Below are 12321 nucleotides of genomic sequence, written 5' to 3' on the forward strand. Positions count from 1 at the left end.
CCACCGGTGCCGGGGATCTCCCGGTGCCCGTCCCGATGTCAGCCGGTCGCCGACGCCCCCCAGACGCGGGCCCTCAGCGGCATGCGGGAGGCCCCGCCCTCCGCCGGGCGCACCACGAGGATCTGGTTGACGCCGATCTTGTTGTGTTCGAAGGACAGGGCGGAGGCGGCCATGTAGAGGCGCCAGACCCTGGCCCGTCCGGACGAGGTCATCCGGACCGCCCGCTCCCAGTGCTTCTCCAGGTTGGCGACCCAACTGCGCAGGGTCAGTGCGTAGTGTTCGCGGATCGACTCGACGTCACGGGCCTCGAAGCCGGCTTCTTCGAGGGTGGCCACCGTCCGTCCCACCGGGGCCAGTTCGCCGTCCGGGAAGACGTAGGCGTCAATGAACTCGTCCACGTGGTACGCGGACTCGTCCTTCTCGGGGCGGCGGGCGATCTGGTGGTTGAGCAGCCGGCCGCCGGGCTTGAGGAGTGCGTAGAGGGCGTCGGCGTACTCGCGGAAGCGGACGGAGCCGACGTGTTCCGCCATGCCGATGGACGAGATGGCGTCGTACGGGCCGTCCCTGACGTCCCGGTAGTCCTGGACCCGGATCTCGATCCGGTCGGTCAGGCCCTCTTCCGCGATGCGCTTCCTGGCGTAGGCGGCCTGTTCGGCGGAGAGGGTCACTCCGGTGACCCGGGCGCCGTATTCGCGGGCGGCGTGCAGGGCCATGGAGCCCCAGCCGCAGCCGACGTCGAGGAGCCGGTCGCCCTCCTTCAGCGCGAGCTTGCGGCAGACCAGGTCGAGCTTGTCCCGCTGGGCGTCCTCAAGGTTTCCGTCGTCCTCCCAGTAGGCGCAGGAGTAGACCATGGAGGGACCGAGGACCAGTTCGTAGAAGTCATTGCCCACGTCGTAGTGGTGACTGATGGCCTCCTGGTCGCGCCGCTTGGTGTGGAGAGTGCCGGTGCGGCGCCGTACCTCCTCGGGCGGCGGGGCCGGCGGGGGCCAGGGCCCGCCGAGCTGCAACAGCCCTTTGGCGAAGGCCCGCACCTTCGGGTCGCGGACCGGGTGGACACGGTCCTTGGCCTCCGCGCCGCGGTCCCAGATCAGCGAGGCCATCAGGTCCAGGGCCTCGTACAGATCGCCTTCGATATCGAGCTCGCCCGCCACCCAGGCGCGGGCCAGGCCCAGTTCGCCCGGCTTCCAGAGCAGCCTGCGCAGCGCGCGGCGGTTCCGGATGACGAGGACGGGGCCACCGGGCGGTCCTGATTCGCTGCCGTCCCAGGCCCGGATACGGACCGGCAGCTTCTCTCCCAGCAACTCCTCGGCGAGAGCGGTCAGCCGCAATGCGGCGTCTGCCATGGCGCACACCTCCGTGATGGTGTTCCCAATGTGCCCAAACATGACCAAACATGCCTGCAACCACGCCGGGCACCCACGACGCCACGGCGAGGCACATCCCGTCAACAGTCTGCGGAGCGTGCACCATCCCGCTACAGCGCAACGGAAAGGCAAAATACCTGTACTGCGCACTTATTCAGGGGCGCACATCGACCGGGGTGCGCGGATACGCCCGAAAGGGCCGCCCGCACCACGGATGGCGGACGGCCCCTTCGGGCGTTGTGCGTGTACTGCGCGGGCGAGTGGGCCCGCGGGCGGGCTAGGCCTTCGCCTTCTCGCCCACGGCCTTGGCGGCGGCCGGTGCCGGGGCCGGCTTGGCGGCCTCGTAGAACTCCTCGCGCGGCGTCTCCATGGCGCCGAGCGAGACGACCTCGCGCTTGAGGAACATCGCAAGGGTCCAGTCGGCGAAGATCCGGATCTTGCGGTTCCAGGTCGGCATCGCCATGCCGTGGTAGCCACGGTGCATGTACCAGGCGAGACGGCCCTTGAGCTTGATCTTCATCTTGCCCATGACGATCATCGCGACGCCCTTGTGCAGCCCCAGACCGGCGACCGCACCCCTGTTGGCGTGGCTGTACTCCTTCTGCGGGAAGCCCCGCATCCCGGAGATGACGTTGTCACCGAGGGCCTTGGCCTGACGCAGCGCGTGCTGGGCGTTCGGCGGGCACCAGGCGTTCGGGTTGCCGGCCCGGCGGCCGACCATGTCCGGGACCTGGGCGTTGTCGCCCGCGGCCCAGATGTAGTCGGTGCCCTGCACCTGGAGCTTCTCGGAGGTGTCCACGTGACCGCGCGGACCGAGCGGCAGACCGAAGCGGGCCAGCGCCGGGTTCGGCTTCACGCCGGCCGTCCACACGATCGTGTTGGAGTCGACCTCCAGGCCGTTCTTCAGCACGACGTGACCGTCGACGCAGGAGTCCATGGAGGTCGAGAGGAAGACCTCGACACCACGGGACTCCAGGTGCTCCCGGCCCCAGCTGCCCAGCTTCGGGCCGACCTCGGGAAGGATCTTGTCGGCGGCGTCGACGAGGATGAAGCGCATGTCCTCACGCTTCACGCTCGTGTAGTACTTCGCCGCGTCGCGAGCCATGTCCTCGACCTCGCCGATGGTCTCCGCACCGGCGAATCCGCCGCCCACGAAGACGAACGTCAACGCCCTGCGGCGGATGTCCTCATCGGTCGTCGAGTCGGCCTTGTCCAGCTGCTCGAGGACGTGGTTGCGCAGGCCGATGGCCTCCTCGATGCCCTTCATGCCGATGCCCTGCTCGGCGAGGCCGGGGATCGGGAAGGTGCGGGAGACCGCGCCCATGGCGAGGACCAGGTAGTCGAAGGGCAGCTCGTAGGCCTCGCCGACGAGCGGCGCGACCGTGGCGACCTTGCGGTCCTGATCGATGGTCGTGACGCGGCCGGTGAGGACCTCGGCCTTCGGCAGTACGCGTCGCAGCGGGACGACGACATGCCGAGGCGAGATGCTGCCGGCGGCAGCTTCGGGGAGGAAGGGCTGGTAGGTCATGTACGACCGGGGATCGACGACCGTGACGGTCGCCTCGCCGTAGCGCATCTTCTTCAGAATGCGCCGAGCTGCGTACAGGCCTACGTACCCACCGCCTACTACGAGGATCCTGGGACGCTCCGTGGTGCTCATGCCATCGAGTATCCACCCCCCTCGGGGGGAGGGCTCGTGAGCCCCTTCACAAGGTATCCCTCACCCTCTGCTACACTTCGCCGCCCCCGTGACCGAGGTCATGGCCCTGGAGGGGAACCACGGCGCGGCGGCGAACGTTGCACACCGCCTGTGAGCTGGCCCTTGAGCCCGTGGACCGGGCGAACCACCACCCCGACCCACACGCCGGCAACGCGCCCGGAACGGTCCCGTATCGGCACGGAACGCCTCCGCGAGCGGCCCGCGACGCCCGTACGGAGCAGAACTGCCCTCCACGGGGCCGAATTCCTTGTGAAGAAGTTCACGAACTTCGTCGCGATGTGTCCCGCAGAGCGCCCCTCGGGTCGCCCACACCGACTCAAAGGTGCAGGCCAAAGTGCGCATGAGCGCTGTTCCGGCACCCTACGGAAGGCCGGTGCGCAGCGCCGCTCGCGGGCGCCGCGGGAGCGGGGCCTACGCGACCGACCAGCCGATTCCGTCGAGGATGTCGTGCTCGCTGACGACGACTTCCCGGGCCCCGGTCCGCTTCATCACGGCGAGCAGGATCAGCGCCCCGGAGGTGATCACATCGACCCGTCCCGGATGCATGGCGCCGATCGCGGCACGCTCGGCGTGGGTGGAGGCGAGGAGCCGCCCGGTGATCTCCTGGACCTGGTCGAGGGAGATCCGGGAGTGGTGGATCGCCTCGGAGTCGTACGCGTCGAGCCCCAGGGCGATCGCGGCGACGGTGGTGACCGTCCCGGCGAGGCCGACGAGGGTGGCGGCCCCGGTGAGCGGGACGCTCTCCTCTGCAAGGTCGAGGGCCGCGTCGATGTCGGCGCGGATCGCGGCGATCTCCTCGGGGGTCGGCGGATCGCTCACGACGCCGTCGTGCACGAGGTGCCGCTCGGTCATCCGGACGCACCCTATGTCCACGGAACGCGCGGCCCGCACATGGTCGTCGCCGACGACGAACTCGGTGGAGCCGCCGCCGATGTCCACAACGAGATACGGCTTCTCGAAGTGGTCGCGGCCCATGAGCTCCTTGGTGGCGCCGATGAAGGAGAACTCCGCCTCCTCGTCACCGCTGATCACCTCGGGCTCGACGCCCAGGATGTCCAGCACACCGCGGACGAACTCGTCCCTGTTCTCCGCGTCGCGGGAGGCGGAGGTGGCGACGAAGCGGATCTTCCGCGCGCCGTGCTCCTCGATCACCCCCGCGTACTGGCGGCAGGCGGCGAAGGTCCGCTCCAGCGCCTCGGGCGCGAGTCGGCCGGTGCGGTCGACGCCCTGCCCGAGGCGGACGATCTCCATCCGCCGGTCGAGCTCGACGAGCTCACCGGTGGACGGGTCCGCGTCGGCGACGAGCAGACGGATGGAGTTGGTACCGCAGTCGATGGCGGCCACGCGGGTCATGAAGTACTCCCAGATCAAGCCCCTCAGACGATCGAGGAGCGGGGGTCCGGGGACAGAGCCCCGAATCAAGCCCCTCCGACGATCGAGGAGCGGGGGTCCGGGGGCGGAGCCCCCGGGGGAACGGTCAGCCCTCGTCCGGCGCGCCGCACGGCGAAACGCACGGCCCCTTGCGCCACCACTCCGGCAGCATCGCGATCGCCTCGTCGCCCAGCGGGTTCACCCCGGGCCCCGCGGCCAGCGAGTGCCCGACCAGCACGTGCAGGCACTTCACCCGGTCCGGCATGCCCCCCGCGCTCGGGAAGCCCTCCAGCACCTCGATGGCGTCGCGCCGGGCGATGTAGTCCTCGTGCGCGGCCCGGTACGCGGCGGCCAGCTCGGGGTCCGTACCGAGGCGCTCGGTCATCTCCTTCATGACGCCGTTCGCCTCCAGCGTGCCGATCGCGGACGCGGCACGCGGGCAGGTCAGGTAGTACGTCGTAGGGAACGGCGTACCGTCCTCCAGCCGGGGCTGCGTCTCGACCACGTCCGGGTTGCCGCACGGGCAGCGGTGCGCGATCGCGCGCAGCCCGCGCGGCGGGCGGCCCAGCTGCTGCTGGAACGCGGCGATGTCCGCCTCGGTGGGCGCGGTGGACTCGGTCTGCGGAGGGGGGGTTTCCATGCCTGCCTAGGTTCTGGTCGGGCTGCTCGAACTGCGGTTCTGCAGAGGGACGATGGAGGGACGAAGAGAGTCAGTCGCGGTCTGCGCTGTCGACGCCGTCCCAGAGGTTGGAGTGCCACGGCCGGTCGGAATCGTCCTTCTCGCCGTTGCGCTCCTTGACCGCGTCGGGGTCGATCACCGTGTAACCGGTCTCCCCGGGAAGAAGGTAGTGCAGGTGCTTGCGTGCCAGCTGCCTGACGTACGCGTCGTCCTGGAGGCGCGCCTTCTCGTCGCGCAGCTCCTCGGTGCGGGCGCGGGCCTCCTGCGCCAGTCGCGCCTGGTCGGCGATCTCGTCCCGCTGCGAGACGTACTGCCGCATCGGGTACGCGAGCGCCACCACCAGGGAGCAGACGACGAGGGCGAGGAAGGCCGCCCGGCCGGTGAGCCGGGAGCGGCGGGCCTGACGGCGGTTCTGCGACCGGTAGACACGGGCGGCGGTCTGCTCGCCGAGCAGCCGCAGCCGGGTCGCGGTGGAGAACCGGTCCCGGTCCTTCGCGGCCATGTCTCCGCCTCCCCATTACGCACGTCCGTCCCCGCACACGGTACGGGACCGAGTGCGGGGACGGACGGAAGCCGGGTGCTTCGGCCCGCGACGGGCCGGTGCTCAGCCCTTGGGCCGGTGCTCAGCCCTTGCTGTGCTTGTCAGTTCGCAGAGCGAAACCGGGGGAACGCCGAGCGGCCCGCGTACACCGCGGCGTCGTCGAGGATCTCCTCGATGCGCAGCAGCTGGTTGTACTTGGCGACGCGGTCCGAGCGGGCCGGGGCGCCGGTCTTGATCTGACCGCAGTTCACCGCGACGGCGAGGTCCGCGATGGTGACGTCCTCGGTCTCACCGGAGCGGTGGGACATCATGCACTTGAAGCCGTTGCGCTGGGCGAGCTCGACGGCGTCCAGGGTCTCGGTCAGCGAACCGATCTGGTTGACCTTGACGAGCAGGGCGTTGGCGGAGCCCTCCTCGATGCCGCGGGCCAGGCGCTCCGGGTTGGTGACGAAGAGGTCGTCGCCGACGATCTGCACCTTGGCGCCGAGCCTGTCGGTGATGACCTTCCAGCCGGCCCAGTCGTCCTCGTACAGCGGGTCCTCGATGGAGACCAGCGGGTACGCGGAGACGAGCTCCTCGTAGTACTCCGTCATCTCGGCGGCCGAGCGGGACTTGCCCTCGAACTCGTACGAACCGTCCTTGTAGAACTCGGACGCGGCGACGTCGAGCGCGAGCGCGATGTCCTTGCCCGGGACGTAGCCGGCTTCCTTGATGGCCTCGACAATGAGGTCGAGGGCGGCGCGGTTCGACTCCAGGTTCGGCGCGAAGCCGCCCTCGTCGCCGAGACCGGTCGAAAGTCCCTTGGTCTTCAGGACCTTCTTCAGCGTGTGGTAGACCTCGGCACCCCAGCGCAGCGCCTCGGAGAAGGACTCCGCGCCGATCGGAGCGATCATGAACTCCTGGATGTCCACGTTGGAGTCGGCGTGCGACCCGCCGTTGAGGATGTTCATCATCGGAACGGGCAGCAGGTGCGCGTTCGGGCCGCCGAGGTAGCGGAAGAGCGGCAGGTCCGAGGCCTCGGAGGCGGCGTGGGCGACGGCCAGCGAGACGCCGAGGATGGCGTTGGCGCCGAGCGAGCCCTTGTTCTCGGTGGCGTCCAGGTCGAACATCGCCTGGTCGATCAGCCGCTGCTCGGTCGCGTCGTAACCGACGAGCTCCGGGCCGATCTGCTCGATCACGGCGAGGACGGCCTTCTCCACGCCCTTGCCCTGGTAGCGGTTGGGGTCACCGTCGCGAAGCTCAATGGCCTCGAACGCGCCGGTGGAGGCGCCGGACGGCACGGCAGCACGGCCGGTGCTGCCGTCGTCGAGGCCAACCTCGACCTCGACCGTGGGGTTCCCCCGGGAGTCGAGGATTTCCCGGGCTACGACGACGTCGATGGACGGCACGAGGCATCTCCTTCTGGGATATGACACTGGTTGTGCAGGGTCACTTTGGCCTTGCGACAAGAGCCTAACCGGCCCGGCCCGCTCAGCCGGACGACCGCCCGACCCCTGGGACGAAAAAGGACCCGAGGACGCTCATCGCCGGACAAACCGTCAGAATTTTACTGGTCAGCAACTACAACAGTTGAACGATCACACAGAGCGGAAGCGCCACGTAGGGGTGGCGCGCGGGGGTGCCGGCCGGGGTGGCATGCGACACAGGAAACCCCGGCCCGGCGCATACGGGGGGATGCGCGCCGGGCCGGGGTGCTCGGGGAGGAGAGGCCCTGGACTACTTGGTCAGGTGCAGCTGCTGACCCGGGTAGATCAGGTCCGCGTCCTTGACGATGTCCTTGTTCATCTCGAACAGCCGCTGCCAGCCGCCCTCGACCTTGTGGTCGGCGGCGATCTTGCTCAGGGAGTCGCCGGAGACGACCTTGTACTCGCCGTCACCCTTCTTGACCTTCTGGCCGGTCGGGGTGGTGACGGTCTTCTTCGACTCGGCCTGCGGGGCGGCGGAGCGGTCCGAGCGGTCGGCGGCGGGGGCCTCGGCGCGCTCGGCCTTCTTCGGCTGCGCCTGCTGCACCGGCTGGGACTGCTGCTTCGGCGCGGCCGGGGCGCTCTGCTGCTTGGTGGCGCCGGAGTTCGAGGAGGAGCCGGTGTCGACACCCGGGTTGACACCGTCGTTGGTCAGATTGCCGGCACCGGCACAGCCCCAGGCGCCCGGGCCCTGCATGGCGAGGAGCTTCTCGGCGGTGGCGATCTGCTGGGCCTTGGTGGCCAGGTCGGCACGGGGGGCGTACTGCGTACCGCCGGCGGCGGCCCAGCTGGACTGCGAGAACTGCAGACCGCCGTAGTAGCCGTTACCCGTGTTGATGGACCAGTTGCCACCCGACTCGCACCGGGCAACGGCGTCCCAGGTGGCGACGGAGGCGGCGGAGGCGCCGGTCGCGCCCATCAGCGGAACGGCGACGGCAGCACCGGCGACACCGGCGAGCGTGGCGACACGGACGGCCTTGGACGGGCGGCGGTGCTTGCCCTTGCTGGAAAACAGCATGGAACTTCTCCTCACCGACGCCTACGAGGTGAGCTGTCGGGTTCGGGCCAAGTGAGTTGCCCGGCCGCACGTCCTAGCGCGCGACTTCACCCCAAGCCGGTCCTGATGCGTCTTTCGACGATCGGGCCCGGCGCTTACCTGGGTCCCCCGCTCCTGCCTACGGCGCTTTACGCGTCTGTTCCCTTCGACCGACGGCAGGATTCGGCGTGACGGTCGACGGGGCCCGCGGTGCGAGCGGTTCCGACCGTAAACATAGGCAACCCCCACTTTCAAAGATGGACACATCGGACAATCAGCCCTTACTTGCATGTGAGGAACCATCGTTTTCGCAGGTGGGAGGCGATACAGCCGGAGTCCCCGGGCGCGACACGCCAGTTGACGCAAAGAGACCCATGTCTCACTTACGCATAAGCGGACATAGGCCTCTGAACTGCCCCGATTTTTGGGTCTCTTTTAGTCGATTTTCAGACCGCCCTCATTCGGCCTTCACGCCGAGATCGAGACTCTGGCCAGGGAGAATGAGGTCCGGGTCGGAGCCGACGGCACTCTTGTTGGCCTCATAGAGCGCGGGCCAGCCACCAGGAACCTTCTGTGCGTCAGCAATCGCCCAGAGATTGTCGCCGGGGCGGACGGTGTACGTGCCGTCGGCGGCCGAGGCGCCCGCGTCGCGTGCGTCACCGTCGCCACGTGAGGCATGGCGGCCCGACTCGCGGCCCAGCCCGCCGTCCGCACCCCGGCTCGCCTCGGCGGCCGGTGCGCCACGGTGCTTGCCACCCGTACGGCTGAGGGAATCGGATGAATCACGCACATCGTGCACTTCGGGCGCGTCGGAGGACGGGGCGGCCGACTCGGTGGTCGAGGGCCGCGCGGAGGACTTGGCCTTGTCCGTCGACCCACCGGCACCGCCCGAGCCCTTCGAGCCGCCCTTGCCGTGCGTGGCGCCCTTGCCGTTCGTAGCGCCCTTGCCGTTGCCGTTCGACGGTGTGGCGTCCGACGTGCCGTCAGCCGGCTCCGTGCTCTGCGCCGGCTCGGGGGCGGGCGCGATCCCCGGATCGACGCCCGGCAGCGTCCCGTCCTCCGCAAGGCCGGAGATGACCGCACAGCTGGGCCAGGCCCGCGGGCCACGGTCCTCCAGGACCTTCTCGGCCACGGCTATCTGCTGCGCGCGGCTGGCGAGGTCGGCGCGCGCGGCGTACGAATCGCCGCCGTACGCCTTCCAGGTCTCCTGCGAGAACTGCAGGCCACCGTAGAAGCCGTTGCCGAGGTCGGCGCTCCACATGCCGCCGCTCTCGCACTCGGCCACCCGGTCCCAGGTCGTGGCGTCGGCCGCGTGCGCGCCGGCCGCGCCGAGCAGCGGGATGGCGATGGCCGATCCGGTCACGCCCGCGGCGACGACGATGGCGGGTGCCTGACGAGGGCGACGGTGTCTGCCGTTCGCGGAGCCCATGGGGATGCCTTCCGTGTGACTGACGAGTGACTGGTGAGTCGAACGGTGAACCTAGCGGGACTCGAACGCGCGTCACAAGTCGATGCAGCGCAGATCACGTGAAAGTCACAGCGTTGACGGGTCATCACTTCGTGTCGGCGTGGACCCCGGTGTGAACTCCACGGGCAGTGTGCGCAGTCCACGCATGATGAGCCCGCCACGCCACCTCAAATCGGCATGTTCCACCGCAAGTCGCAGGTCGGGAAGGCGCCTCAGGAGCGTGGCGAGGGCGGTCTGTCCCTCCAGCCGGGCGAGCGGTGCTCCCAGGCAGTAGTGGATGCCGTGCCCGTATCCGAGGTGCTGATTGTCACTCCGCGCGAGGTCGAGCGTGTCGGGGTCCTCGAAGCGTTCCGGGTCGCGGTCGGCGGCGGCGAGGACGACGAGTACGGGGTCGCCGGCCGCGATCTCCTGTCCGCCGAGCGTCAGCGGCTCGGTGGCGAACCGCCAGGTCGCCAGCTCCACCGGACCGTCGTACCGCAGCAGTTCCTCGATCCCGGTCTCCAGCAGCCGGCTCTCGCCCGCGTCGAGGGAGAGTTGCAGCCGCTCGCGCTGTGCGGGGTTGCGCAGCAGGGCGTACACGCCGTTGCCGACGAGATTGACGGTTGTCTCGAATCCGGCAAACAGGAGGATGAAGGCCATGGCCGCGGCCTCGTTCTCGGTGAGGTGCTCGCCGTGGTCGCTGGCCCGGATCAGCCCAGAGATCAGATCGTCCCCCGGGTTCTCCCTTTTACGGTGGATCAGTTCGGCGAGATAGCCGCGCATCTTCTTCACCGACCTGGCCACCCCGCCGCGCGGGCCGCCGCCGTGCCGGATCATCATGCCCGCCCAGTCCCGGAAGTCGTCCTGGTCCTCGGGCGGGACGCCGAGCAGGTCGCAGATCGCGTAGATGGGGAGCGGGAACGCGAAGTCGTGGATGAGGTCCGCCTTCCCCTCCGCGATGAAGCGGTCGATGAGGCGGTCCGTCAGTTCCTGCACCCGCGGGGCGAACTCGGCGACCCGGCGCGGGGTGAACGCCTTGGAGACGAGGCGGCGCAGCCGGGTGTGGTCGGGCGGGTCGATGTTCAGCAGATGCGTCATCAGCTCCGCCTTGCGCTCGCCCGGGATGCCCGTCTTCCCCTTGGCGTGCGCCGGCTCGGCGTGATGCGCCGGGTTCTTGGAGAGCCGGGCGTCGGCGAGGGCCTGACGGGCATCCGCGTACCGGGTCACGAGCCAGGCCTCGACGCCGCTGGGCAGCGCGGTGCGGTGCACGGGGCTGTGCTCGCGCAGCCAGGCGTAGGCCGGGTACGGGTCGGTGGCGAACTCCCACGTGAAGAGTTCGGGTGCGTCGGCGGGGCGGGCGGCGGACCGACCGGCGGGACAGGCGACGGGGTCGGCCGCCGGCTGATCGGCGGGGCAGGCGGCGGAGTCGGCCGCCGGCTGATCGGCGGGACGGTCGTCGCGGCCGTCCGCGGGCTGACCGGTGGGACGGGCGGCGGGGCAGGCGGCGGAGTCGGCCGCCGGCTGATCGGCGGGACGGTCGTCGCGGCCGTCCGCGGGCTGACCGGTGGGACGGGCGGCGGGGCAGGCGGCGGGGTCGGCCGCCGGCTGATCGGCGGGACGGTCGTCGCGGCCGTCCGCGGGCTGACCGGTGGGGCGGGCGGCGGGGCTGTGGTTCACCCCCCGACGTTATCCGTTGCCCTCCGCCGCCCGGATGGCGTCCCGGTAGGCGCGGCCCGCGGCCCGCAGTGCGGCCTCGGGGTCGATGCCGTCGCGTTCGGCGCGTACGGCGAGGGCGAGGAGCTCGTAACCGATGCCGTCGCCCGTGGGGAGCGCCACGTCGAGCTCAGCGGTACGGACCCGGCCGGCCAGTTTCGCCGCCAGGGCGAGCCCGGGCTGGCCGAGCGGCACGCCGTCGGTGACCGAGTCGCGCTGCTTCTCGACGGCCTTGGTCCGCAGCCAGTGCGCGTGGACGTCCTCCGGGGTCTCGGCGGTCTCGTCGCCGAAGACGTGCGGGTGGCGGTGGATCAGCTTCTCGACGAGGGTCGCGGCCACGTCGTCGACGGAGAAGGGTTCCTCCCCGTCCTCAGGGCGGCCTTCCTCCGCGATCCGCGCGTGGAACACGACCTGGAGCAGTACGTCCCCGAGCTCCTCGCACAGTTCGTCGCGGTCCCCGTCCTCGATCGCCTCAACGAGTTCGTACGCCTCCTCGATGGCGTACTTGGCGAGGCCCTTGTGGGTCTTCTGCGAGGTCCAGGGGCATTCGATCCGGATCCGGTCCATGACCTGGACCAGATCGAGGAGCCTGGCGCCCGGCAGATCGTACGAACCGGGCAGCAGCTCCAGGTCCGGCATCTGTACCCGTCCCGAACCGGCCAGCCGGGCGAGCCCGTCGGTCAGCGGCTGGTTGCCTTCGCCGCCCGTGAGGACGACGACGCTCCGGCCGCCCGCGCAGGCGTCGACGAGCTCCTGCGCGGTGGGCGCGGACTGCTCGATGGCGACGCCCGCCTCGCGCAGATACGGCAGCTGCGGATTGTCCTGCTCGGCGCAGAGCACCCGGTCGGCGGCGTGCAGCGCCTGCCAGGCGGGCCAGGACAGGAGCCCGGGTGCTACGCGGTGACTGGCGGTGAGCAGGACGATACGGCCGGGATCTTCAGCGTTCACCGTTCGAATCTACTCCGGTCGGTCCGGTCGCCGTTTCCC

The 12321-nt window shown here is 70.1% G+C and carries 10 protein-coding genes and 1 riboswitch; all 10 genes read right to left on the reverse strand.

Annotated features, from left to right (window positions below; all coding sequences use genetic code 11):
• Positions 1-38: 38 nt before the first annotated feature.
• Positions 39-1343 carry a class I SAM-dependent methyltransferase gene (locus tag OG936_RS13155; RefSeq protein ID WP_406494744.1) on the reverse strand — a complete coding sequence of 435 codons (1305 nt, stop codon included), beginning with the start codon at positions 1341-1343 and terminating at the stop codon, positions 39-41.
• Positions 1344-1641: 298 nt separating this feature from the next.
• The gene (locus OG936_RS13160; RefSeq protein ID WP_406494746.1) at positions 1642-3024 is read right to left on the reverse strand and encodes an NAD(P)/FAD-dependent oxidoreductase; all 1383 of its coding nucleotides are present in this window, start codon (positions 3022-3024) and stop codon (positions 1642-1644) included.
• Between the two features lie 471 nt (positions 3025-3495).
• The gene (locus OG936_RS13165; RefSeq protein WP_406494747.1) at positions 3496-4437 is read right to left on the reverse strand and encodes an exopolyphosphatase; all 942 of its coding nucleotides are present in this window, start codon (positions 4435-4437) and stop codon (positions 3496-3498) included.
• Positions 4438-4561: 124 nt separating this feature from the next.
• A complete protein-coding gene (locus tag OG936_RS13170; protein WP_124722936.1) occupies positions 4562-5095 on the reverse strand; it encodes a DUF501 domain-containing protein in 534 nt (177 codons plus the stop codon).
• Positions 5096-5165: 70 nt separating this feature from the next.
• Positions 5166-5636 (reverse strand): septum formation initiator family protein, encoded by a 471-nt coding sequence (locus OG936_RS13175; RefSeq protein ID WP_383757655.1) that lies wholly within the window; start codon positions 5634-5636, stop codon positions 5166-5168.
• A gap of 140 nt (positions 5637-5776) precedes the next feature.
• Entirely contained in the window at positions 5777-7063 is a 1287-nt protein-coding gene (eno, locus tag OG936_RS13180) for a phosphopyruvate hydratase (RefSeq protein WP_383757657.1), read from the reverse strand.
• A gap of 328 nt (positions 7064-7391) precedes the next feature.
• Positions 7392-8156 (reverse strand): transglycosylase family protein, encoded by a 765-nt coding sequence (locus tag OG936_RS13185; RefSeq protein WP_406494749.1) that lies wholly within the window; start codon positions 8154-8156, stop codon positions 7392-7394.
• 3 nt (positions 8157-8159) lie between these two features.
• A riboswitch (cyclic di-AMP (ydaO/yuaA leader) is annotated at positions 8160-8331 on the reverse strand.
• 300 nt (positions 8332-8631) lie between these two features.
• The gene (locus OG936_RS13190; protein WP_406494751.1) at positions 8632-9603 is read right to left on the reverse strand and encodes a transglycosylase family protein; all 972 of its coding nucleotides are present in this window, start codon (positions 9601-9603) and stop codon (positions 8632-8634) included.
• A 105-nt stretch (positions 9604-9708) separates the two neighbouring features.
• Positions 9709-11298, reverse strand: coding sequence for a cytochrome P450 (locus OG936_RS13195; protein WP_406494753.1), 1590 nt, complete (start codon positions 11296-11298; stop codon positions 9709-9711).
• A gap of 9 nt (positions 11299-11307) precedes the next feature.
• Positions 11308-12282 carry a nucleoside triphosphate pyrophosphohydrolase gene (locus tag OG936_RS13200; protein ID WP_406494754.1) on the reverse strand — a complete coding sequence of 325 codons (975 nt, stop codon included), beginning with the start codon at positions 12280-12282 and terminating at the stop codon, positions 11308-11310.
• Between the last annotated feature and the right edge of the window lie 39 nt (positions 12283-12321).

Source organism: Streptomyces sp. NBC_00846 (assembly GCF_045207325.1).
Taxonomy (GTDB): Bacteria; Actinomycetota; Actinomycetes; order Streptomycetales; family Streptomycetaceae; genus Streptomyces.

Coding starts and splice junctions, on each gene's coding strand:
- OG936_RS13155 (WP_406494744.1), bottom strand. CDS start 1,343: ATGGCAGACGCCGCATTGCGGCTGACCGCTCTCGCCGAGGAGTTGCTG.
- OG936_RS13160 (WP_406494746.1), bottom strand. CDS start 3,024: ATGAGCACCACGGAGCGTCCCAGGATCCTCGTAGTAGGCGGTGGGTAC.
- OG936_RS13165 (WP_406494747.1), bottom strand. CDS start 4,437: ATGACCCGCGTGGCCGCCATCGACTGCGGTACCAACTCCATCCGTCTG.
- OG936_RS13170 (WP_124722936.1), bottom strand. CDS start 5,095: ATGGAAACCCCCCCTCCGCAGACCGAGTCCACCGCGCCCACCGAGGCG.
- OG936_RS13175 (WP_383757655.1), bottom strand. CDS start 5,636: ATGGCCGCGAAGGACCGGGACCGGTTCTCCACCGCGACCCGGCTGCGG.
- OG936_RS13185 (WP_406494749.1), bottom strand. CDS start 8,156: ATGCTGTTTTCCAGCAAGGGCAAGCACCGCCGCCCGTCCAAGGCCGTC.
- OG936_RS13190 (WP_406494751.1), bottom strand. CDS start 9,603: ATGGGCTCCGCGAACGGCAGACACCGTCGCCCTCGTCAGGCACCCGCC.